Genomic DNA, 24072 nt, shown 5'->3' with positions numbered 1-24072 from the left:
ATATTAATTTCTAAGCGGCTGTATCTGATTCGTATTATTTAGGTCGTTCCACCATGTAGCCTATCGATCGGATATTGATGATCATATCCTCTTTCAAAACATTTTTGATTCGGTTTAACTCTGCCCTGATTGTGGCATTATCGATCATGTCATCATTCCAAACATAATCTCTAAACATGTCATACGTAACCACTCTGCTTCTGTGCTGAGACAAAAGTTCTATGATTTGAAGTTGTCTTTTCGGCAAAATCTGGGGCTCGTTATTGAATAGGAGCGTCATCGTCTCACTGTCAAAACTGTACGATTTAGAGAGCCTTTTATGCGATTGAGGAACTTGTCTCGATTGTAGAATTTTGTCTATTCTAAGACTTAACTCTTTTAGATGAAACGGTTTTTTTAAATAATCATAGCACCCTAAATTGAACGCTCTTGATATATCTTCTATATCGATTAGAGCTGAGATAAAAATCGTAGGAATCTGTATTTTCTCATTATGGGTAGTCTCTAAGAGTGTTAACCCATCCATGCCGGGAACATTGATATCTAGCAGCAGCAGATCAAAATTGCTGTTATGAATCTTTTCCAATCCTTGTGTCCCGTCTTTAACCAATTCCACAACATGCCCCGTGGCCTGTATGTATTTAGAGATGGCTTCGCCAAGCATGATATCGTCTTCGACTAATAAAATTTTCAAAGGTATGCCTCCTTAAATTCATAGGTAAACGAAGTCTCTTCTTTCGTTGAATGTAATTCAAAAGCGATATTCTCATTATTACAAATCTCTTTTACGAGATTTAGCCCCAATCCAAACCCTTCTTGCTGAGAACTTTCCCGGTAAAATTGCTCAAATATTTTATGCGGATTTTCTATCTCCGAGGATTTACTTTTAAACGTAACTTTGCACGTACTTTGATCGTCTTCAATCACAACGTAAATCGGTTCATTCTCTTTCGTATATTTGATCGCATTGGTCAGATTGTTATCGATAATCCGTTGCAGCTGGGATTCATTAAAATAAATTATGAACTCTTTTTCGGGACTCGTAAAAATAAAACTGACATTCGATTTCTTGGCCACGATATTGAAAAATTCAATCCGACTCCGAACATAATCCACTAAATCAATCGTATGCTTCGTGTATTCGATAGTCTTGTTAATGAGTAAATACGACAAATCATCATAAATAGTACAGACATTTTTCATCGCAGCTTCGATGTTACAAAGGTATGGATTTTTACCGAGTTCCGCTTCGTAAAGTTCGACATTGCACATGATAATACTGAGCGGTGTATTGGTTTCATGTACTGCGTATTTGATAAATAGATCTTGGGATTTTAACAAACTTTGAGAATAGAGTTGTTCCTCTTCCAATCTCTTTTTTTGCCGTTCATAGTCGTCCGCTGATTGTGATATGAGATGGGCAAGGGCACCGACGGTTATCGCATATTCATCATTTTCCAGAGGAATTGCTTTGGGCTTATTTTCAATGGCAACACACTCTAAACAGTCGGATTCGCACAAACCGACAACAGTGAAGGTTTGGTTAAGCAGCTCATTATGCCCTTCATGATGATAAAACTCGGCATAGCTAAAGAATCCTGCCGTTGGCGCACTCTTCACAAAGGGTAACATCTCTATGCTGATCAGACTGGGCATATATCTTCTGCGTGCCATACACGAATAGACAAAAAAACTTTGTATATTTTTACAAGGTGCCAGATAAGAGCTGTCAAACGATTGTTGGATAATCAGCTCTGCATTTCCAAATCCCAAACGCACCTTATCTCCGACATTAAGATTCCCGGCAAAACTCATGCTTCCGTCATCATGCTTGGCAATAACGGCACGCGCAACTTTAAAACCGTTTTTATCCATAATCAATGGAAATTCAATCCCTGTTTTCGGGAGCGCTTTTGCTACCTCTTCCCCTAAGTATTTTTTGTAAAAATCGACAGCCGGCATCCCTGAGATCTTATAAACCCGATTATCTCTGATTTCATCGATCGTATGTTCGATACCGATGGGAGACCAGTCAAATTTATAGTTTTTGTACACACTCAATCTATCAGAGTTCAAAGCAACACCGACGGCACCATGTTCGAGTACCGTTTCATTTTCGCAGATGTACGTTTGAATAAATTGACCGTTATCTCCGGCCATTCCGCCGCAGACGATGACTTGATTATCGACCGATTCGATACCTTTTAAAAACGCTTCGCCGTTGCTGGTTGAACCGTCGGTAAAAAGTATCAGCAGTTTTGTGTTGGGTTTAATCAGTTTTTTTGCAAGATCAACCCCGTTTTGAAAACAATCTTTTCCATCCACCGATGCGCTGGTAATTTCCGTTTTGTTAAACGTAGAAACAGCGATGATCGTTGAGTGCGTTAAAATATCGCCATTGTTGATTTCCCCATCTGTGGTCGTACCGATAATGACACTTAAAGGGAGTCTTTTTTTGATATGTGCTGACGCTTCTTGGAGTATCTCTTTACCATCGCCGCAAAAAATTTGGACTAAAACATACGCTTCATTTTTAATTTCATCCAACCAATCTTGCTGCGATAAATCCGTATACTCAAATGTGTATGTTTTCATCTCTCTATTCTATCAAAAATATAAATAAAATAAAGACATTTCCAGCTATTTTAATATAATTTATTCATATAATTTGCTTAGATTAAGCTATTTGAACTCTTTATAACTTTGAATGGGATTCTTTAGTAATATTTTTCAAAAATTGCACGATTAATCGGACACCGGCGCCGCTGGCACCATAAGGGTTATATCCCCATGCTTTGTGTGCATAAGCTGCTCCGGCCATATCGAAATGAAGCCATTTTTTCTTATTTTTTTCTTTGACGAATCGGTCTAAAAAGAGACTGGCTGTTATCGCCCCGCCGTTTCTTGAGGAAGCGGTATTAACCATATCGGCGATTTCACTGTCGAGATCATTCTCAAAATATCGGTTGTAAGGCAAAAATCCGACGAGCTCGCCGCATTGCAATGCTGCCGTATTTATTTTGTTCTTTAGCGTGTCATTGTGTCCCATCACCGCCGTAGTATGACTTCCTAATGCAACAATAGAGGCTCCTGTAAGGGTAGAAAAGTCAAAAATATAATCAAAATCTTCGATCTCATCTTGAGCGTAACAGAGGCAGTCTGCTAACACCAATCGACCTTCGGCATCCGTATTTTTAACTTCGATGGTCATACCGTTTTTAGCCCGCAAAATATCATCGGGTTTATAGGCATTGCCCCCTATCATGTTCTCTACCGCACCGATAATCCCATGCACTTCGCACGCTAATCCCAGAGCCTTTAAAGTATACATAACTCCCATTACTGCACTAGCCCCAGCTTTATCACATTTCATAGAGACCATTGAATCCGCCGACTTAAGACTCAACCCCCCACTGTCATACGTAAGCCCTTTGCCCAAGAGGACAATTTTAACCTTGGGATTTTTAGGTCGGTAGGTGAGATGAATGAGGTGTGATTCATGTACGGATGCCCTGCCGACACTCAAAATCGCATTCATTCCCATCTCATGCATTTCATGTTCACCCAATATCTTGCACTCTAAACCGTCTCTTTTAGCAAGGTATTTTGCGTCCAGTGCCATTATATGCGGGTAATAGTCTTGTGGCGGCGTATTGACAATATCTCTGACAAAATTGACGTTACGGCATATAATTTCAACTTCATGCAGAAGTTCTTCGAGATGATTTTTGGTATACATACTTCCGCTGTAGGCAATAATTGTTTTTCTCTCTTGATGCTTTTGTGACTCGTGTTTGTATTGAGTGTAATAGTAATCACCCAAAATCAGCCCTTCCGCCAATGCTTTTACATCCAGTTTGTCTTGATAATGTTCTAATGCGATAAAGAGTGTTGTAAAACTGCTCTTTTGTATAGATTGAATCGCTTTTGCCGCACTGATTTTAAGATCTTCGCAACAGAGCGAACGGCTTGCCACATACAAAATATTGTGGTGAATATCCAAATACGTCGTCCCCTCTTTGAGACTGAAACCTGCTTTGGAGAGCATTTTAGTCTGATCTGATTTTGGGGACAGAGTTGTTACGAACAAAAGGGTTAAACATTCATTCGGCTGTTTATTGCTGAGTACTATTTGCATGATCGAGCCAATCGGTTTGCGATGATGTTCATCGAATTGATTTTGTTTCGGTACAGAGGCTGCTTATCTGAGGTAATACTCTCCTCTACTTTGGATGTTACAACATGATGAAAACCGGATTTGTCACAAACGGGATCCGCTTCATGCATATCCTTGGTCAGTGCATAGGCTTGACATCGACACCCGCCAAAATCTTTCTCTTTTTCATTACACGTTCGGCATGGCTCCTTCATCCATGAATCTCCCCGAAAATAGTTAAATGCTTCCGAATCGTTCCATATCGCTTCGACCGAATACTCTTTAACATTTGGAAAATTAAGCGGCAAGGTATTAGCCGTGTTACACGGGAGTGCCACTCCGCTTGGATTGATGGTCAAAAAAGTCGAACCCCATCCGTTCATACACGCTTTCGGACGTGTGGCAAAATAATCCGGTACCACAAAAAAGACTTTCATGTCTTTGCGGTTTTCCCGGTAGTGATTCGTGATCGCTTTTGCCTCAGCCAGCTGTTCTCGGGTCGGTAGCAGCGCATTGATATTTTCCAACGCCCAGCCGTAGTACTGGATGTTGGCAATTTCAAGATAATTTGCCCCCAGACGTTCCGCCATTTCAATGATATCACCGATCTGATGGATATTTTGGCGGGTAATGCAGGTGTTAATAATCAGCTGAAGTCCGTTCTCTTTACACGCTTTGGCAAAGGCCATTTTATCTTTAAAAGCGTTTTGATTGTTCGTTATAAGCGTAGTCGTATGCTCATCGGAGGACTGAATACCCAACTGCACCGTCTTAAGACCTGCTTCTTTTAGTTTAGGCACAATACTGATATCGGCTCCGACCCCTGAAGTAATCAGATTGGTATAAAATTTTAGTTCATTGGCTTTTTTAACGATCTCAAGAAGGTCTTTATTAAGCAGCGGTTCTCCGCCTGAGATGCCCAACTGAACGGCTCCCATAGCCCGGGCCTCTTCCATGACTCTAAACCAGTCATCTTTGGTCATAGAATCTTTCGTATTAGCAAAATCAAGCTGATTGTAGCAATAAGTACACTCCAAAGGACATTTATGTGTCAACTCCAACAAAATCCATAACGGCGGGCTAATCGTTTTATTATCGGGCTTCATGATAGATTATCCAGTTGCGAGACATCGCTTCATCAAGAAATTCAATAACATCGGATTCAATCGCTTGATTCGAAAATTTCTCTACCAATGCGGTGATGATAGAGTCACACGAGTTTTTACCGTCACACAGACTCATAATCTCCCCTGCTGAGAAGCTGAGTTGCACCATCCCCTCCGGATAGAGCAGAACATAACAGCTCTGTTTTTCCTCATATTGGAGTTGAAAGTGGCTATTCACTACAAGAAATTTTTCGCGTTGCATCACAACCCTTTATATTAAAATACGGCGGTCTTTTAAGCTCATACGCCAAATAGAGGGCGTCTACCATCGTCCACAAAATATCCAATTTGAACTGAAGTATCGAAAAAGCTTTTTCTTGAAGTTCTACCGTATTAAATTCTTCCAACGTCAGTGCCAATCCGTGCTGTACATCGCGTCTCGCTTCCGTAAGTCGTTTTTGGAAATAACGCAGACCGTTCTGATCGATCCATGGATAGTTTTTTGGCCATGTATCAAGGCGCTGTTGATGTATTTCAGGTGCAAACATCTCGGTTAATGAAGACATTGCCCCCTCTTTCCATGGTGAATGTTTCGCAAAGTTGACGTATGCATCTACAGCAAATTTGACTGCCGGCAAGACGTATTTATGACTGATAAGATCTTCTTTATTCAGCCCCACTGCGGTACCCAGATCGAGCCATGCTTCGATTCCGCCTCCGACACTGTCATGATCATTGATTCTATCGATCCATTTTCGTCTATCTTCGATAGGAGGGTTGTTAGACATAATCGCCGCATCTTTGATCGGTATCATTGTCTGATAATAAAAACGGTTGGCGACCCATCCTTGAATCTCTTCTTTTGTACATTTACCTTCATACATCCGCACATGGAAAGGATGATAGATATGGTACATACTGCCCATACCTCGTAATGCTTCTTCGAATTCTTTTTTACTGAGGGGCGTTTTCATTTTTGTCCTTTAAGTTAGTTTTTGGTGTTAAATCTCGATATGCATACCATCGTAAGATATCTCAATGTTATGTCGAATGAGTTCTTGGTACTCTTCGGTCGTTTCATCCAGAATCGGATTGGTATTGTTAATATGAATTAATATCTTTCTCGGTTTGTCGAGCGTATCTAACGTTTCAATCAACCCCCCTTTACCGCTGAGAGGGACATGGCCCATATCGGTTCCGAGTTTTGTGGAGAAACCGTTTTGTATCATTTCATCATCGGTCCAAAGCGTCCCATCTACCAAAAGAATATCTGCTATACGCATCTCATCGATGATTGATTGTTGCAGAACACCAAGTCCCGGAAGGTAAAAAAGCCGTTTCCCGGTTTGCTTATTGATAACCACCATCCCGATATTATCGCCGGCTCTCGGTTTGTCACGATATTTTGAATACGGGGGTGCATTCGAAATCAAAGGAACCGCTTTAAAGGTATAACTCGGCATAACAGGGATCTCAAAACTGGTTCCATCCGTCGCCACTTCATGATAATGGGTTCCTCCCCCGTCCCAATGGGTCAGCATTGTGAAAAGAGGAAAAGAGGTATTTAACTCCTCATGAACCTCTTTGGTACAATAGACTTCGTGAGGGCACCCTTCTCTGAGCATTAAAAGCCCCGTCGTGTGATCGATCTGAGCATCAATGAAAACGATTGCTTTGATCTTGGTTTCTCTTCGCTGCTGTGGGTGTAGAAACGGTGAATTATGAATTTGTTCTAAAATATCGGGAGAGGTATTAAACAATACCCAGTTTTCACCGTCTTCGCTGATCGTTATCGATGATTGAGTTCGGCGTTTAATAGATGGCTTGCCTTCTCTGTACCCCTTACAATTATCACAATTGCAGTTAAACTGAGGAAGACCGCCGCCGGCACTGGAACCTAATACCTCTATTTTCACCTTCAATCCTTTTCTATTATTAATTAAAATTATATTAAATAGCCTCAATTCATAACAGAAACGGGCAAAATAAATTGCCCGCTCTTATCATTGTAGCTACGATTATTCGTGGCAGATGTACATAGTTACTTCAAATCCGAATCGGTTATCCGTAAATGACGGTTTTTCCCATTTCATAGCATCCTCCTTTTTTTTATTTGTGTAGTTTAAATACGTGAACCATTCCACCTTGTGAAATGTGTTTAATGGATTTCGCAACTTCTCCGCCCCACAATGGAACAGCTCCGCCCCATCCTGATACTACAGAAACATATTGTTCGCCGTCTTGTTCCCACGTAATCGGTGATCCGACGATTCCTGAACCCACTTGGAATTTATAGAGAACCTTACCAGTCGCATCATCTAAACCAAGAAGTTCACCTTCAGGTGTTCCTGTAAATACGATACCGCCGGCTGTTGCAAGTACTCCACCCCATAACGGAGCTTTATTCTCGTATTTCCATTTGATTTTGCCGGTTTTAGGATCGATTGCTTTAAGCGCACCGATATGATCTTCATAGACAGGTTTGATGGTAAAACCGGCGCCCATATACGCGGCACCTTTTTTATACGTTACTGGCTGATTCCACATGTCCATACCCCACTCATTTGCCGGGACATAGAAGAGACCTGTATTTTGTGAATACGCCATTGGATTCCAGTTTTTACCACCTAAGAACGATGGAACAGTGAACACGGTTTTACCTTTTTCACCATTGACCGGTACACCGGGACGATTTTCTTCAATAACAACAGGTTTACCGTCTTTATCAATCTCTTTAGCCCATGAAATTTTGTCAACAAACGGCGATGCACTGATGAACTTACCGTTTTCACGATTTAAGACATAGAAGAAACCGTTTTTATCGGCAGTTGCACCGGCTTTTACCGTTTTTCCTGAAGCATCTTTATAATCAAACAATACGAGTTCTGACATACCGTCAAAATCCCATCCGTCATTCGGTGTTGTTTGGTAATGCCAAACGATTTTACCGGTGTCAGGATTGATCGCGACACGAGATGCTGAATAGAAGTTGTTTCCGGCTCGTTCATGTGAGTTCCATGGAGATGGGTTCCCCGTAGGTACATAAATGAGATCGGTTTCCGGATCATACGTTACACCATTCCACGGAGCGGCTCCGCCGTGTTGCCACTGATCGCCTTCCCATGTTGCGTTTAAGGTTCCGCTGATACCATTTTCTTTACCGTTAAGGTATCCCATGTGTCCCTCAACCGTTGGTCTGCTCCACACAATCTCACCGGTTTTTGGATCACGGGCTTCAACTCTACCGACAATACCGAATTCCCCACCCGATACACCGGTTACAACAAGACCTTTAACGATCAATGGTGCTGCCGTAAATGAATAACCGTCTTTATAATCTGCAATGGTTTTTTTCCATACCACTTTACCGGTAGCGCGATCAAGTGCTACAATTTTAGCGTCCAATGTTCCGAAGATTACGAGGTTATCAATAAGAGCTGCCCCTCGGTTGATTACGTCACAGCAAGGTAAGATCGCATCCGGAAGTTTTGCTTCATAATTCCAGATTTCACGTCCGGTTGCAATATCCAGAGCGTATAAACGTGAATACGATGCTGTTACATACATAACACCGTCTTTAACCAACGGTTGTGACTCTTGCCCGCGCATTTTTTCACCGCCGAAGCTGAAATTCCATACTGGAACAAGATCTTTAATGCTCTTTTTATTGATTTGTTTCAACGTCGAGAAACGTTGTCCCTTTTGTCCTAAACCATACGTTACAACATCCCCTACGGTTTTATCATCGTTAAGGATATCATCATATGTTACCGGTGCAAATGAAGCTTTCACCCCACCTTTATTCGTAAGACCTGTGCCCTGAGCGGCACAACCAATAAGAAAGGCAGCAAGCGTTACTGCTATCTTAGTAGTTAGCATTTTACTCTTTGTCATTCTCTACTCCTTCAATTTTAATTTAGCAACAAATTTAGGAAAATCTGTCATTGCCAAAAGTATACATAAGAAAAATAGCCTGAAATTAGCGATGCTAAATTTTAACTTTTTTTCAAAACCTTTTTTGACTTATATCCCATAAATGCGAGACTTAGCGCCACTATAAAATAGAAAAAAATAATATAAAAGGTGGACAAATCGTACTTTAAATAGAGCGTAAAACGGATAGATTCGACAATATAGGTAAATGGATTGAATGAACAGACGGTGTATAAGAAAAGCGATGAATCTTTTATCTTCCATAATGGATAAAGTGCCGAGCTCAAAAAGAACATCGGAAAAATAACAAAGTTCATAATAGCCGCAAAATTTTCCAGCTGTTTGATAACGGATGAGATAAAGAGGGCAAACGCATTAAGGATAATCGAGGTAAATAAAATGATCGGTATCGTAAGCAATACACCGGTAATACTCAGCTCGATTCCGTAGAAATAGGCAACAATCAAAAAAGTTATTGCTTGTATCGTAGAGACAATGGCCGTAGCAAACATTTTGCAAAACAGCAAAAAATTCCTATTTATATAAGAAGTAAGTAATATTTTCATACTTCCCATCTCTTTATCAATAATCATGGTTAAAGAGCTTTGCATACCGTTGAAAAGTAAAATCATCCCCACAAGTCCGGGAACAATATACGTTTCATAGGTTATATAAGACTCATAAGGGGGGATGATTGCTAACCCCAATGCTGACGTAAAACCTGCTGAAAAGATAAAAAGCCACAAAAGAGGCCGAACAAGTGCCGAAAAAAATCGGCTTTTTTCTTTTAAAAAGCGCAGCAGCTCTTTATAAATGATCCCTTTGGCACAATAGAAATAGTTACGCATCAGGATTCTCCCTTGTTACATATCGGAATGTTTGGGTTAAGTCCGCTTGCTTGTATTCGGCGATAATTGATTCAGCTGTACCTGTCGCAAGGATTTCTCCTTTATGGATAATCGCAAGAGAGTCGCTCTCTTGAACCTCATCAAACAGATGGGTAATCCATAAAACGGATATTTCCCCTTTTTGAACTTTTCGGCGTAAATAATCCAGAATATCAAAGCGGCTTTTTAAATCCAGTCCGACCGTTGCTTCGTCCAACAAAAGGAGTTTCGGTTTATTAATAAGGGAGCGTACGATTTCAACTCGACGTCTGTGTCCGCCGTTTAATTTTTGCACCTTTGTGTCCAGTTTTTCATCGAGGTCAAGATTAGTAAGCTCATCTTTGATAGAGGCAATCGTCTCTTTAAAACTCAACCCTTTTAACGCGCCGTAGTAGTAGAGATTTTGTCGGACGGTCAGATCCAGATCCAAGGTCGGTTCCTGAAATACAATACCGATATCTTTCAGCGCTTTGCTGTAGTTTTGTATCATGTAACCGTTGATTTTTATCGAGCCGGATTGAAGGTTCAGGAGTCTGGTCAGAAGAGAGAATATAGTCGATTTACCTGCTCCGTTTAATCCGAGCAGGACGAAGAAAGAGGCTTCTTCGATAGAAAATGAAACTTTTTTAAGAACCATCTCCTTATCGTAGGAGTGCGATACGTTTTCAAGCTCTAAAATAGTTATTTTCATCTTAGTTCGTCGGAATAACCGCTACGCCCCAAGGATAACGGCCGACTTTGATACTTTTGAGCACTTTAAGTTCATTAACATCGATTATGGAGACATCGCCGCTAACGCCGTTGGTAGTGTAAAGCTGTTGTTCATTCTCGGCAAACGCCAGTTGCCATACTCGTTTACCGACCAAAAGGTATTTAATAACTTTGTAGGTTGCAGTATCAATGACAGCAACATGATTTGCAGGTCCCAGTGCGACAAAAGCGTATTTTCCATCACTGGTAAGTTTGATTCCGACAGGTTGAATCTGGTCTTTAAATATACCCGGTATTTTAAAGTTTATTTTCGCAATAGCCTTTTTCGTAGCGGTATCAACCACCATGACGGTTCCTCCTATTTCAGAAGATGCCCAAACTTTATCACCGCTTTTAGTAAATTCTATATGTCTTGGTCTTTGGTCGACAAGTGTCGTATGTACGATTTTTTTGGTTTTGGTGTCAATCCAGTGGAGGAAATTGGATGTTTCCGTTGTAGCGATAGCAAGTTTTCCATCAGGGCTTACCGCCATACCTTCAGGTTCCAACCCCACAGGAATCTGTTTCAATACACTTCTCTTTTGCGTATCGACTACAGTCACCATCGCATTGTTTTCGTTAGCAATATAAAGCTCTCGTCCCTCCGGATGCAGTGCAAACTGTTCCGGATCTTCTCCTGATGGGAGATTTGCGATTATCTTCTTACTTTTTAAATCTAAAATTTGTACCGTATCATCATCACTTGCACACACATACAGCTGGGTTTTGGACTTATCGAGGACTATTCCGCGCGGTCTTTGTCCGACACGTATCGTATCGGTTACTTTCTGAGTTTTTGAATCAATAACAGAGATAGTATTATCTTTTTCATTGGATATAAAAACCGTATCCGCTTGAGCTAATGCACTCACTAATAAAGCTGCAGAGAGTACTGTTCTTTTCATAAAAATTCCTTATGCGTGAATTGAAAAAATTATACAAAAAGTATATAGCTCGAAAATAGCTATATACACGCTATTTACTTTTCCTATAATTCTCTTCACCCCCTTTTAACAGGAAAAGACATGCATACTGTATTACGATTATTGATAACGACACTGCTTTGGACCCTTTCACTCAATGCTGCGGATATATCAGTGAAAATCCTCTATTTAGACCAAAAAGTAAAGCATCCTCCTGTCCTCTCAAATGTCATAGAAAGGCCCGCTGATCTGGGTCTGCAAGGGGCAAAAATAGCGGTAGAAGACAGTGAAAAAACAGCTCAGTTTATGAATCAGCATTACACCTTGCAAACGGAAGTTTCAGAGAATGAAACAGCCTTGTTAAAAGCTTTTGAACGTTATGTAGACAAAGGTGGGCGTTATGCAATCTTAAATGTTCAATATCCCCTTTTCGTCAAACTTCTCAACAATCCTAAAAGTAAAAATGTTTTATTGATCAATGCCGGTTTGAGCAATCCTCGACTGAGAATGGTCTACTGCAATTCGAATCTTTTGCATACTATGGCGGATGATACGATGCTTTATGACGGGTTGATGCAGTTTTTGGTGAAACGTAATTTCAAAAAAATATTTATAATCGAAGGACAAACAATTAAAGACAAAAATATAGTCTATGCAATTAAAAGAGCCGCCAAAAAATTCGGTGCCAAAATCGTAAAAGAAAAAGTGTGGGACAATAACAGTGATATTCGCAGAAAAGCAGAAGATGAACTTCCGGCATTTACACAAGGCGAAGATTATGATGTGATTGTAACGGCCGATTATTACGGAGATTTTGGAGAGGTTGTCTATTTTAATTCATGGCTCCCGCGTCCTGTCGCCGGAACCCAAGGTCTTACTCCCGTAGAATGGCATAAAAGTATCGAGCAGTGGGGTGCGGCGCAGATGCAGGATCGCTTTGAAAAATATGCATCACGAGGTATGGAATCGGAAGACTTTGCGGCTTGGGTTGCGGTTCGTACGATTGTAACCTCTATCATGCATACCAATACGAGTGACGTCAAAACAAATATTGCCTATATCCGCTCAAACGAGTTTGAATTGGCAGCCTACATGGGACGACAACTCTCTTACCGAAGCTACAACGGTCAGCTGAGAATGCCGATTTCACTGGTTCAGCCAAATGCACTGATCTCCACCTCACCGCAAGTAGGTTTTTTAGATCCGGTAACCGATTTAGATACGCTGGGTATCGCAGCATCAGAGATGAAATGCAAACGAAAATAATCTTTTTGCTCTGTCTCTTTTTTACAGGAGTCCTCCATGCCAAGACTATTCGCATGGAGACAGCTGAATATATCTCCTATAGAGTTAGCGACAGATCGTTTGATGAGGTGCAATTACGCATTAGCAATGAGTTGCAAGTCAATGCATTTAACATCGTATTTGAGTTAAATATAGCAAAAGCCTTAGAAGCAGTATCCAAAAGTTTAGAAAAACAACCGCTTCTGCAAAATGCAATCAGCATAGGTTTTTGTAAACCCTCTGTAAGTTATCAGATGGTGGATAAAAGTATTGATACTTTGCTCTACTGCCCATTGAAGCTGGTTATTTTTCAGTCGAAAGATAGCTCGGAGGTTACAGTCTCTTTTCTAAAAACACCGAAACTAAGTGATCAAGCGGATCCGAAAAAAGTGGATGAAATGATCGAGCATATCATTTCATCCGGTTTGGATCAATAGGTTCCATACAGCTTATACGTCTTGTCACCATACATAATATAGACCTTTTTTACCGCCTCATCATTTTGGCTGGCAGGGAGGCTGAGTCCGATTGCGCCTGCGGGTTTTTCATTCATAAACTTTTTAATAGCCGCAGGAGGAACATTGCCCTCAAAAACATAATCACCCAAAATAGAGGTGTTGCACGAATAAAGTTCTCGCGGAATACCGATACTGCTTTTGAGACTTTTTACATCGGTGAGAGACGTAATCTCCGGCTTTGCGATTGTCAGCTCTACATCTGACACCCATGATGCCGGACACGAACTTGTGACAGGTTTATAAATTTGCATTTTGAGATCTTCCGCATCTGCTAATGAAAGCATTGAGAGGAGTAGGAGTGTTTTTTTCATAATTTTCCTTCTAAAATATTGGGATACAGAGATAAAATTTTCTCTTTTATCGTTAGTACTTGTGTCGGCTCAAGAGAATCAAAGCCGTAATGATCATTGACATGCGTTATGATTTCTCCAGTTACTTCTCCTCCTAAAAAGAGTATTTTTTGAGAAAGGGCAATAGCCTCATCGAGATCGTGTGTAACCAATATCACTGCAGGATTGAAACTTTTGCAAAAGAGCATCAAATCATTTTGAAGAGCAAGTGCAGTAGGTTTATCCAGAGAGACAAACGGCTCATCCAGCAAAATAAGTTTGGGACGGTTGATAAAAGCTCTCACAAGCGATACTCTTCGTGCCATTCCGCCGGAGAGATTTTTAGGGTAAGTATCCAGCGTGTGTTCCAGTCCCACCATACGCAAAAGTTTAACTACTGCCTCCGGATCGCCGATTTTATCCACAACGGCGATATTTTCCCTGACAGTAAGCCACGGTAAAAGTCTGGGCTCTTGAAACATCATCCCGATGGAATTTGTCTCGATATCGATCGACCCCTCAAAATCGCTATCCAGAGAGGAGATAAGCCGTAGCAGCGTCGTTTTGCCGCATCCGGAGGGGCCGATAATAGAGAGGAATACCCCTTCTTTGAGACTAAAATGAATGTTTTTAAGTATATTTTGATCAGCATACTTTTTACTTCTGATATCAATGTGCAGCATATTATCTCCACTTCGATAGTTGTGTATCAATAGGTCTGAAAATAAAGTTTTCAATCAAAATTATGATAACAATGAAAGAAAATGAATAGGCCAATATCGAAGTGATATCAAAAAACTGGAAAAACATGGAAAGTTGGAATCCAATTCCATCGCTTCTTCCCAACAACTCTACAACAAGGACAATTTTCCAGATCAACGAAAGACCGTTTCTCGCACTTGCAATAATATAAGGGTAGAGTTGCGGGATATAGAAGGTAAATAGCATCTTGTATCGTGATACTTTATAGATGTAGGCTACTTCGATCAGTTTTTTATCGATGGCTTTGACCCCTTCTCTGATATTGACGATAACGGTTGGTACTTTGTTGATAACGACGGCTAAGATCGCTGCGACGTCGCTCAGTCCAAACCAGATATAGCACAGCATAATAACCACAAGTGCGGGCATATTAAGCCCCAATACTAAGAGTGTATCTAATGCTGCATCGATTTTTTTGAAGTTACCCATCAGCAGACCAAAAGCGATCCCCAAAGGCATGGCAATGAGAAAAATCATAGTGACACGATATAACGTAATACCCAAATGATGCAGAAGCTCTCCGTTTGAAATGTGCTCCATGAAGCTATTCAACACATTTAACGGCAATGGAAACATAGGAGAATCAGCAAGCAATGCTGTTATATGCCAAAGTGTAATCAAGACTAAAACAGACCCCATACGCAGATAAAGAAGATTGAGCATCACTATTACCGCGCAGTATTAGGTGTATAAGGCCAAAACATCGTTTTATTAAACTGTTTGGACTCACCGACGAGACTTTTACCGCCGGTTTTTTCTAAAATGGTATATATTTTCTCAATTCCTTTTATCTCATCTTGGGTGAACTTATCGGGAATTCCGTCACGATACCCTTTTTTTAACGCTTCAAAAGCCACATCGTCTTTGACATGCATATGTGGTCTTAACGTATCCCATACCGCATCATTGTGTTTAAGTATTTTATTCGCTTCTTGTGATGCTTGTAAAAAACCATTGATCACATTTTTATTCTCTGCCGCAAATGAACGCTTAAATACCCATCCGGTAAAGGGGATATCTGGATTGTTAATACCGAAGCTTCCTAAAACCTCCCGAACAGAGGATATGGGGGTCATCCCTTTTTCATCCAACAGTACATTGTAGTGCCAAAAATTAAGTACCGCATCTAAACTGCCATCCGATAATTTAGCGTTCAAAATCGGAGGTGCGGCAAAGACGATCTCTGCATAGCCGGACAAATCAATCCCAAGTTTTTGTTGCGCATACGCTCTGTAGAGCAACCAGCTTTTATCCATCGCCCCTCCGGCAACACCCAGTTTTTTACCTTTTAAATCACCAAGAGTACGATAACGGGGATTATTGGTATAAATCCCTCCGGTTCCTGTGGAATAAGGATAGAAATAGAGTGAGAAATTAGGGTAGTTTTGTCGGTTGACCCAAACCCAGTCGTTAACGATAACATCGACGCTATCAGCTTGAAAAGCGACAGCAACGCCATCTTTAGATGCCAGTTCTTTTATCTCAAGATCAAATCCATACTTCTTATCCAGTCCTAGTGACTTTATAGTCATCAATTCCCAGTTGACGGTTCCATACGCCAACACTCCCACATTCAGTTGATTGTTGCTTCCATATAATAGAGATAAAGAGAGCAACAGCAAAGCAAAAATTTTCATAAATAATTCTCCTACATCTATAATATTTCCAAATCATTTTAGTACAGATTTATAGCTTGAATATAGCGGTAAAAATTTCCTTTTAAACGCTATTATCAGGCTATTTTCATACTTTATAATTTCCAAATCACAAACATCAGAAAAGGAGTTAGTATGAAAACATCTCATACGCTTGGAGTGATAGCATTGCTATCAGCAACATTATTATTGAGTCACGGAAACGTAACCCCTCAACCGGTAGATACTAAAGGTTTGGCACCTCTAGGAAAAGATTGGTTGGAGAAAAATCCGTATGTCGGAAATGAAACAGCGATTGAGATCGGTAAACATGCGTATGCCGAAAACTGTGCCCGTTGTCATGGATTGGACGTTGTATCAGGCGGTGTCGCGCCGGATCTTCGCTATCTTGACCCGGGCGTAGAGGGAGACGCATGGTTTATGGAGAGAATCCGTGGCGGAGCAGTACGTAACGGTAATGTCTATATGCCTAAATTCGAAGGAATCATTAATCAAGAAGCGATGTGGGCAATCCGCGCTTATTTGTTTTCAGTTAAAATCGACCATTAAATAATGAAATTTCTAACGATCATCATTACTCTACTACTTATATCTCTGTGCTCTTATGCACGGAGTATTGAGGATATACAAGCCAGTGGGGAAATCGTCATTGCTCTTTACAATGACTTTCCGCCATACTCGTATATAGAAGACGGTGAAGCCAAAGGAATTGATGTTGAGATCGGCAAACATATTGCTGAATCCCTCAATGTTAAGCCAAAATGGTACTTTACCGATTCGGGTGAAGATATGGATGGTGATCTTAGAAATGTAGTATGGAAAGGAAATCCTGTCCATAAAACCCGTGCGGATGTCATGCTCAGAATTCCATATGATTATAATTATATGCGAGAGACCGATGTCAGCACCGGTGCACTCCGAACCGATATGGTGGTCATAAAATCACCGTATCATGCAGAAAAATGGGTTATCGTTACCCATAAAGATATCTTACCGACGGTTAACACGTTGGGCGTATTTGCCTATAACACCATAGGGGTGGAACTAGATACCCTTCCGGATAAACATCTCTCCATGAATACCGGAGGATTACTCAGAAAAAATGTTAAACGCTACGCTAACTTCCAAGATGCTGTCAAAGATTTTAAAGCCGGGAAAATCGATGCCCTAGCAGGATTGAAATCTCAATTAGAGTTTTTGCTTGACTACAACAATAATCAGGATAAATATTATATGACCAATGAGGTTTTGGGAATCAAATCGATTTGGGATATAGGGTTGGCAACTCGAACAGATGCTCGTGAATTAAGCTATCACATCGACGACGTCATTACAAAACTGTATGAAAACAATACCCTTCAAAAAATATTCGATTCCTATCATGTTACCTATTCCAAACCCATTTCTTACGGACCTTAAAGGAAAATTCATGTCCTCAAACCCCTATAAATATCTCCTCATTTTTCTCCTGTTCAGTGCAAATATACAAGCAAAAAATCCGATTTATTCTCCAACCTTTGACGATCTGCTCCAAAAAACACTTCATAGTACAAACTACACATTTGATGATATAAACATCACAGTAAATGTCCCGAAATTTGCAGACAATCCGGCTCACGTGCCCATATCTATAGATGCTTCCAAAATTAAAGATGCAAAAAGAATGATTGTATTCGCCGATTTAAACCTTATTCCGGAAATTATGGATATAAAACTTTTAAATCTCAAAGCCATATTCTCTTTTAGTATCCGTGTTGCCCAAGAAACACCGATTCGGGTACTCGTTGAGGATGCAAACGGGTTATGGCATATCGGCAGTGCAAACATCAAAAGCTTTGGTGGAGGATGTTCAGCCAGTACACCGGAGGAGAGTAAAAAATTTGCCCCTCTTTTGGGCAAACACAAAAGCCACACCGTCCGTCAAGAGAAAGGCTATCTCATAAAATTTTCTATCTTTCATCCCATGGAAACAGGGTTAATGTTTGGAACCAATCCTTTTTACATCAAACATCTTGAACTCCATAGCAGCAATGAACTGCTGGCGAGTATGGAGCTAACCTCAGCGATCAGTCAAAATCCGACGATGATTTTTGAAACGATGGGTGGCAATGGTACCTACACGATCGACTTAGAAGACACTGATGCGAATAAGTACCATATTTCCACTAAAGTAGAGGACTAACCTCGTTAGAAGTTATAGTTCACACGAACGAGAAAACGATCATACCCACCGCTATAAAGTCCGTCTTCGGATGTATTGTTATTTTGGTCATTGAGTATTGCATAGTTTACTTCGGCACTAAGGGATTTAGTAATCTCGTATGTGGCGATTAAATCAATCTCTTTTTCTTTCATATCTGCCGGTGCACTTTTAAAACCTGCATAGATAGCAGTCAATGTCAAACCTTCCAGCCCTGCTTCTTCCATATCCAGCTCTGCGCTGAACATATACGCTTTGATATCTTCAAAATTATCCAGATTCATCTCTTCCGTATCAACCAGATAGGCTCCATTTCCCAAACCGCTGATGACAAATTTACCTGCTTCATTCGAAGCTTCGTTATAAGCAGTACCGAGAGTGAACATACCGATAGTCAGATTTGCACCGATTCCATAAACATTACCATCCACGCCCGAACCATTCTCTTCTTTAAATTTAATCCCTTGTCCTACAAATTCTAATCCAGTGGTTTTGTTGAATGGAATTGTGTAGCTTGCGTCAGTATAAAAAATATCCGTGAGTTTATCGATACCGTAATACCATCCTTGCAATTCGAGATGTTCAACACTCTCATTCAAGATACCGAAAACAGCAGCACCGTTACTCTCAGGAACAATTTTTTTAAACTTGGAGATATCATTTTCTGAATCGTATCCTGCCCATCGTGTGATATAGCCTCCGATAAGTGTTGTATCGTCAATTCCTTTGTACGTCGCTATCGCTGATTCAAACGTATTCGGATGCATTCGGATATCATCGCTATCGGCAAACGGAGTATCGATCCTTTGACGACCTATGCGTAAGGTAATATCGTCTGCACTATAATCGATGTATCCCTCGCCTACATAAGCATAGGACGAAATGTTGTCTCCAAACAAATCAGGATTTGCTCGTCCCTCATCCGTGTTTCCGGTTGCAAAATGAAGTTTTTGAGATACATAAGCTCCGACACCGAGTTTTATGTCATTCCAAGGAGCCGTTTCGTATTTTAAAATACCTCCGATTGACGTTCCGTATGTATCGGTGTCAACATCGTTGTTTTGAGTGACATAAGCCATCCGTATTTGACCGCTGGCTTTTCCTTCTGCAAAGGCTCCATTCAGACTCGAAGCACTTAAGACCGCGGCCGCAGCCAAACTCAGTACAACTGTTTTATTCATTATAAAAACTCCACATTTTATTATTGTTTGGAATATAAGTATATTGAATTAGAATAGCTTTAATATAGCCGTTTAAAGGGGAGATGTGCAGTATTATTTTCTTGACTAGAGCTACTGAAGAAAGAGGGAGTACCCGAAAGCACCCACTCTTTCTCCCCTTCTTCTCATCATTACCTTATTGACGTCGACGAAACTTCACTATAGGTTCAAAACTTTACATAAAAAGGAGGGTTCATCCCCGAAAGGATGAACGGTGTATAACGATTCTTAGAAGTTAAGAGTCAAATATACTTGGATAGAGTTAGACTGTGAACCGTTATTTTGGTCATCCGCATCCGTAGAGACGTAGGCCAAAGTCGTGTCCAATGGTCCAAAAGATTTGGTTGCACTCAATGCAATCTCTTGCATATCGACATTGGTTTTATCAATACTTACATTGGTATAGTAAGCTCCGAATTTAGCAATATCTTGCACGTTATATTCAGCATTCAACTTCCATGATTGTGCATCAGGAGCACCTACATAACCGTAGTTCCAAAATGCTTCCGTATACAATTTCGATTGAGAAACTGCATTGTTAGTTGCAAGATTAGCAACTTTAAAGACACTGTCTTTGTCTACGGCAGAATAGGCAGCAGATACGTTAAGATTTTCGATACCTTCATATCCAACCTTCAATGCATACCCTTTAGAATCATTCGTATTCGGGTATACACCTTTTGGACTAATTTCGGTATATTGAGCACCCAATTTTAGCCCTTTTACCATATCGCTATTAAGATCGCCTTGTATCCAGAAAGCATCCGCAGCACTCACAACATCGTAGTACCATGCTTGCGCGGTGAGCGGTTTGTACGAGTTGTTGATAAGACCGAATACATTTGCACCGCTTACGCCATGCGTACCGAATTTCCCATTTGGACCTACAATTTTATCAATACCGGGAACAGCTGAAATATCACCATCAACTTCATTACTATGTCCTGCATATACAGCAACCAAAGTGGTATCCGGAAGATCTTGGTTGAGAAGAACAACAGCTTCATAACTGTTTGGAGCAACAGACCACGTTTCACTAAATGAAAGCGGTGAATCGAGCAACATACGTCCTGCTTTAAGAGTCGTATTGCCATACGTTCCGGCAATCCAAAGTTCACCCAACCATGCTGCGTCAGCGACACCCTGACCGCTTGCTGTGTGAGCGCTTGACCATGTATTGCTAACAAGATTATTTTCAAGACCGAGCGTACTAACCGCATATCCGGTTACACCGAAAGAAATATGTTTTGCAAGATCCCCGGTTACCCCAAGACGAAGAGCAGTATCTGCGGCACTTGTTGTTTTACTAAAAAGATCACCTGCATTTTTATCATCCGTGTAGTAGTAAAGTTTAGCGTCACCGCTTACCTTTACATTATCAATTGCAAATGCATTTGCTCCAAGTAATACTGCTGCTGCCAGACTCATCACTACTGTTTTTTTCATATCATCTCCTTCAATCTATTGATTTTCATTATAAATAGCACCTTACATATATAGGTATTATTAATACAATTTAAAATCGTGGGATAAGTATATAGAATGTAAATAGCGTTGAAATAGCGATATATGCTAAATTTAATCGCCAATATGCTTATAAAATATATTAATGAAAGCATTTCTTTATCAGATACAAAAAAATTATATAAATGTTTATTAACAAATTAGAATTTATGATAAAAACTTGAAATTCTTCGCTATTTCACCGCTATTTACATTCTATATACTTTCCCAAAGATAAGCCCAAAAAGGATAACTATGACCACTAAATTAAAAATTGACGGTACCACCTATGATGTTACTGTTGATGAGGATACACCTTTATTGTGGGTACTCAGAGAGTACTTAAATTTAACCGGAACCAAATATGGATGCGGCGCTGCACAATGCGGTGCCTGTACGGTTTTATTAGACGGGAAAGCAATCAGAAGCTGTGCAACCTTTTTAAAAGAGATCGGCGATAAAGAGATCATGACAATTGCCAATACAACCGATCCTCTTCTTAAAAAAATACAAGAGGCTTGGGTTGAAGAAGATGTCCCTCAATGCGGCTATTGCCAATCAGGACAAATCATGAATGCGACGGGATTGCTAAAGGCAAATAGCAATCCTACCGAAGAAGAGATTTTAGCTGAGATGAATGGCAATATTTGTCGATGCGGTACCTATAACCGTATCAAAAACGCTATTAAAAAAATAAATGCAGGAGCTTAACTATGGGACTCTCACGAAGAACTTTTCTTAAAAACACTGCGCTTGTCAGCAGCGCTTTTATTGTCGGATTTTATTTGCCTGTAAAAGCACGTGCTGATGAAGGAGCAAAAGAGATATTGCACCCTAACGCATTTATCAAAATTGATGCAGATAATACTATTACCTTTTTGATGGGACAAGCAGAAATGGGTCAGGGAACCTACACCGCTTTAGCCATGTGTATCGCCGATGAGTTGGATGCGGATTGGGAAGCGGTTCATTTTCAAGCATCCGGTATCGATCCTGTCTATAATTCTGTCTTCGGGCCATGGATGTTGACGGCAGGTTCAACTTCAATCAGTACTAAACAGCTCGAAATGCGTAAAGTCGGTGCTGCCGTAAACGAAATGCTCAAAAAAGCCGCTGCACAAAAATGGGATGCGGCTCTCTCAGATATCAAAACCGAAAATTCCCATGTTATCCATATAAAAACAGGGGATAAGTTCACCTATGGTGAGTTGGTATCCGATATTAAAACGATGAGCATTCCCGAAAACCCTGAGCTAAAAGCACTTAAAGATTGTTCACTCATCGGTAAACCTACAAAAAGACACCCGAGCGAAGCATGGGCCAAAGTGACAGGACAAACAGAATACGGAATCGATGTGAGAATGGATAATCTCAAATATGCGGCGGTTTTACATCCGGCTGTTTTCGGTGCTACCATCGTGAGTTTTGATCCGTCTGAAGCTCTCAAACGCGACGGAATTTTAAAAATCAAACAAATTCCGACGGGTATCGCGGTTATCGCTGAACACTGGTTTCAGGCAAAAGAAGCATTAAATCATATCAATGTTGTATGGGACAAAGGCGAGTTTGCCAAAATCAGCAGCGAAGATATACGAAAAGAATACGATGCTCTTTTAGATAAGCCGGGTGCTTCTATGCGTCATGATGGCAATACGGCAAAAGCCTTCAAAGAAGCTCATAGCATCATCTCAGCAGATTATGAATTCCCATTTCTGGCACATGCACCGATGGAACCGCTCAATTGTACGGTTCACCATACAGGTGATAGCGCAAAAATGTGGACCGGCGGACAGGTACAAACTGTCTATCGAAATGTCTGTGCAGAAATATTGGGTCTTAAACCGGAAGCTGTGGAGTATAACAATACCTTCTTGGGCGGAGGATTTGGTCGTAGAGCTGCTGCAAATGCCGATTATATCAAAGATGCAATCTATACCGCAAAAGACGAAGCATGGCCGATTATGACTCTCTGGACCCGAGAAGATGATATTCGCATGGGGAACTACCGTCCTATGTATAAAAATAAAGCCCGTCTTGCACTGAACCAATATGGCGATATCACGGCCTTTGAAGCTAAAGTCGTCGGACAGCCGGTTGTTAAAGACACCATACTCGGATTTTTATTTAAAGACGGTGTGGATTGGGCGCAATGGGATGGACTGACCGATCATCCTTATTCGATTGCGAATCATGATATGCAGGCACATTCACCAAGTTCCCCTATTCCCGTATTATGGTGGCGTTCGGTAGGACATACGCAAACGGCACCTCTTGTGGAAGGTATCGTGGATGAAGCGGCGCACAAAGCAGGAATCGATCCTATCGCCTACAGAATCAGTATGCTGGATGATTTACGATGCATCAAATTATTATTGGACGTTCAAAGAATATCCGATTGGAAAAATCGTAAAAAAGAGAAAAATGTGGGATATGGCGTTGCTATCGTCAAATCATTCGGCAGTATTGTGGCACAAGTGGCAAAAGTCAAAGTCACCAAAAATGATTTTAAAGTGGAAAATGTATGGTGCAGTGTCGATTGCGGCTTTGCACTCAATCCACTTAATATTGAGAACCAAATGATCAGCGGAATCAATTTCGGACTTGCTGCAACAAAATACAGTGAAATAACGATCAAAAACGGTGAAGCGGAACAGAATAATTTTTATGATTATCTAGTCACACGAATTTCCGATGCTCCGGATATCCAAGTAAGCATCGTCAATTCAGGAGAAAAAATCGGCGGTATAGGCGAGACGGCAGTTCCTCCTATCTTCCCGGCAGTCGCCAATGCAATCTTTGATGCGACGGGGAAACGATATCATTCACTGCCAATTAAAATAAGTTAG

General features: G+C 40.7%; 25 protein-coding genes. 7 read left to right on the top strand and 18 right to left on the bottom strand.

Annotated elements, in window-relative coordinates; all coding sequences use genetic code 11:
- Window positions 1–34: 34 nt before the first annotated feature.
- The 12 genes from PHI47_RS01845 to PHI47_RS01790 all read right to left on the bottom strand — a co-directional run bounded on the left by PHI47_RS01845 (window position 35) and on the right by PHI47_RS01790 (window position 11737).
- Window positions 35–694, bottom strand: a complete 660-nt coding sequence (locus PHI47_RS01845; RefSeq protein ID WP_299933112.1) for a response regulator transcription factor — start codon at window positions 692–694, stop codon at window positions 35–37.
- The gene (locus PHI47_RS01840; RefSeq protein WP_299933110.1) at window positions 691–2595 is read right to left on the bottom strand and encodes an FIST N-terminal domain-containing protein; all 1905 of its coding nucleotides are present in this window, start codon (window positions 2593–2595) and stop codon (window positions 691–693) included. Before PHI47_RS01840 ends, PHI47_RS01845 begins: the two co-directional genes overlap by 4 nt.
- 100 nt (window positions 2596–2695) lie before the next feature.
- The gene (locus tag PHI47_RS01835) at window positions 2696–4138 is read right to left on the bottom strand and encodes a leucyl aminopeptidase (RefSeq protein WP_299933108.1); all 1443 of its coding nucleotides are present in this window, start codon (window positions 4136–4138) and stop codon (window positions 2696–2698) included.
- Entirely contained in the window at window positions 4129–5262 is a 1134-nt protein-coding gene (pqqE, locus tag PHI47_RS01830) for a pyrroloquinoline quinone biosynthesis protein PqqE (protein ID WP_299933106.1), read from the bottom strand. The genes PHI47_RS01835 and pqqE overlap by 10 nt, the downstream gene beginning before the upstream one ends.
- Window positions 5249–5524: a pyrroloquinoline quinone biosynthesis peptide chaperone PqqD gene (pqqD, locus tag PHI47_RS01825; RefSeq protein ID WP_299933104.1), complete on the bottom strand. Its 276-nt coding sequence runs from the start codon at window positions 5522–5524 to the stop codon at window positions 5249–5251. The genes pqqE and pqqD overlap by 14 nt, the downstream gene beginning before the upstream one ends.
- A complete protein-coding gene (gene pqqC / locus PHI47_RS01820) occupies window positions 5493–6236 on the bottom strand; it encodes a pyrroloquinoline-quinone synthase PqqC (RefSeq protein WP_299933103.1) in 744 nt (247 codons plus the stop codon). The genes pqqD and pqqC overlap by 32 nt, the downstream gene beginning before the upstream one ends.
- A 27-nt stretch (window positions 6237–6263) precedes the next feature.
- Window positions 6264–7178, bottom strand: coding sequence for a pyrroloquinoline quinone biosynthesis protein PqqB (gene pqqB / locus PHI47_RS01815; protein WP_299933101.1), 915 nt, complete (start codon window positions 7176–7178; stop codon window positions 6264–6266).
- A gap of 102 nt (window positions 7179–7280) precedes the next feature.
- Window positions 7281–7355 (bottom strand): pyrroloquinoline quinone precursor peptide PqqA, encoded by a 75-nt coding sequence (gene pqqA / locus PHI47_RS01810; protein WP_015653473.1) that lies wholly within the window; start codon window positions 7353–7355, stop codon window positions 7281–7283.
- 16 nt (window positions 7356–7371) lie between these two features.
- Window positions 7372–9156, bottom strand: a complete 1785-nt coding sequence (locus PHI47_RS01805; protein WP_299933099.1) for a PQQ-dependent methanol/ethanol family dehydrogenase — start codon at window positions 9154–9156, stop codon at window positions 7372–7374.
- Window positions 9157–9257: 101 nt separating this feature from the next.
- Window positions 9258–10043, bottom strand: a complete 786-nt coding sequence (locus PHI47_RS01800) for an ABC transporter permease (protein WP_299933097.1) — start codon at window positions 10041–10043, stop codon at window positions 9258–9260.
- The gene (locus tag PHI47_RS01795; RefSeq protein ID WP_299933095.1) at window positions 10036–10773 is read right to left on the bottom strand and encodes an ATP-binding cassette domain-containing protein; all 738 of its coding nucleotides are present in this window, start codon (window positions 10771–10773) and stop codon (window positions 10036–10038) included. Before PHI47_RS01795 ends, PHI47_RS01800 begins: the two co-directional genes overlap by 8 nt.
- A gap of 1 nt (window position 10774) precedes the next feature.
- Window positions 10775–11737, bottom strand: coding sequence for a YVTN family beta-propeller repeat protein (locus PHI47_RS01790; RefSeq protein ID WP_299933093.1), 963 nt, complete (start codon window positions 11735–11737; stop codon window positions 10775–10777).
- Window positions 11738–11857: 120 nt separating this feature from the next.
- Between PHI47_RS01790 and PHI47_RS01785 the strand changes: the two genes are divergently transcribed.
- Window positions 11858–13021 carry a hypothetical protein gene (locus PHI47_RS01785; RefSeq protein ID WP_299933091.1) on the top strand — a complete coding sequence of 388 codons (1164 nt, stop codon included), beginning with the start codon at window positions 11858–11860 and terminating at the stop codon, window positions 13019–13021.
- A 53-nt stretch (window positions 13022–13074) separates the two neighbouring features.
- Window positions 13075–13476 (top strand): DUF302 domain-containing protein, encoded by a 402-nt coding sequence (locus tag PHI47_RS01780; RefSeq protein WP_299933089.1) that lies wholly within the window; start codon window positions 13075–13077, stop codon window positions 13474–13476.
- Here PHI47_RS01780 and PHI47_RS01775 read toward each other — a convergent pair.
- From PHI47_RS01775 to PHI47_RS01760, 4 genes are read right to left on the bottom strand one after another with little or no spacing between them, the layout of a single operon-like run.
- Window positions 13470–13868 (bottom strand): DUF411 domain-containing protein, encoded by a 399-nt coding sequence (locus PHI47_RS01775; protein ID WP_299933087.1) that lies wholly within the window; start codon window positions 13866–13868, stop codon window positions 13470–13472. The genes PHI47_RS01780 and PHI47_RS01775 overlap by 7 nt on opposite strands.
- Window positions 13865–14569, bottom strand: coding sequence for an ABC transporter ATP-binding protein (locus tag PHI47_RS01770; RefSeq protein ID WP_299933084.1), 705 nt, complete (start codon window positions 14567–14569; stop codon window positions 13865–13867). The genes PHI47_RS01775 and PHI47_RS01770 overlap by 4 nt, the downstream gene beginning before the upstream one ends.
- Before the next feature lies 1 nt (window position 14570).
- Window positions 14571–15311 (bottom strand): ABC transporter permease subunit, encoded by a 741-nt coding sequence (locus PHI47_RS01765; protein WP_299933202.1) that lies wholly within the window; start codon window positions 15309–15311, stop codon window positions 14571–14573.
- Between the two features lie 5 nt (window positions 15312–15316).
- A complete protein-coding gene (locus tag PHI47_RS01760; protein ID WP_299933081.1) occupies window positions 15317–16285 on the bottom strand; it encodes a hypothetical protein in 969 nt (322 codons plus the stop codon).
- Between the two features lie 153 nt (window positions 16286–16438).
- Here PHI47_RS01760 and pedF point away from each other — a divergent pair, with 153 nt between their 5' ends.
- Genes pedF through PHI47_RS01745 form a run of 3 tightly spaced genes read left to right on the top strand, consistent with a single transcriptional unit; the run spans window position 16439 to window position 18485 of the window.
- Window positions 16439–16852 (top strand): cytochrome c-550 PedF, encoded by a 414-nt coding sequence (gene pedF, locus PHI47_RS01755; RefSeq protein ID WP_299933078.1) that lies wholly within the window; start codon window positions 16439–16441, stop codon window positions 16850–16852.
- Between the two features lie 3 nt (window positions 16853–16855).
- Window positions 16856–17722, top strand: coding sequence for a transporter substrate-binding domain-containing protein (locus PHI47_RS01750; protein ID WP_299933069.1), 867 nt, complete (start codon window positions 16856–16858; stop codon window positions 17720–17722).
- 10 nt (window positions 17723–17732) lie between these two features.
- Window positions 17733–18485, top strand: a complete 753-nt coding sequence (locus PHI47_RS01745; protein ID WP_299933067.1) for a quinoprotein dehydrogenase-associated SoxYZ-like carrier — start codon at window positions 17733–17735, stop codon at window positions 18483–18485.
- A 5-nt stretch (window positions 18486–18490) separates the two neighbouring features.
- On the opposite strand, the gene PHI47_RS01740 is transcribed toward PHI47_RS01745, so the two are convergent.
- Entirely contained in the window at window positions 18491–19684 is a 1194-nt protein-coding gene (locus PHI47_RS01740; RefSeq protein WP_299933064.1) for an OprD family outer membrane porin, read from the bottom strand.
- Window positions 19685–19951: 267 nt separating this feature from the next.
- Window positions 19952–21169 carry a porin gene (locus PHI47_RS01735; protein ID WP_299933061.1) on the bottom strand — a complete coding sequence of 406 codons (1218 nt, stop codon included), beginning with the start codon at window positions 21167–21169 and terminating at the stop codon, window positions 19952–19954.
- A 312-nt stretch (window positions 21170–21481) separates the two neighbouring features.
- On the opposite strand from PHI47_RS01735, the gene PHI47_RS01730 reads away from it, so the two are divergent.
- Window positions 21482–21937 (top strand): (2Fe-2S)-binding protein, encoded by a 456-nt coding sequence (locus PHI47_RS01730; protein WP_299933058.1) that lies wholly within the window; start codon window positions 21482–21484, stop codon window positions 21935–21937.
- Window positions 21938–21939: 2 nt separating this feature from the next.
- Window positions 21940–24072: a molybdopterin cofactor-binding domain-containing protein gene (locus tag PHI47_RS01725; protein ID WP_299933055.1), complete on the top strand. Its 2133-nt coding sequence runs from the start codon at window positions 21940–21942 to the stop codon at window positions 24070–24072.

This window comes from Sulfuricurvum sp. (assembly GCF_028713855.1).
In the GTDB taxonomy this organism is placed as follows: domain Bacteria; phylum Campylobacterota; class Campylobacteria; order Campylobacterales; family Sulfurimonadaceae; genus Sulfuricurvum.
Note: the sequence above shows the minus strand (reverse complement) of the source record. Positions and strands in the feature narration are given on the sequence as shown.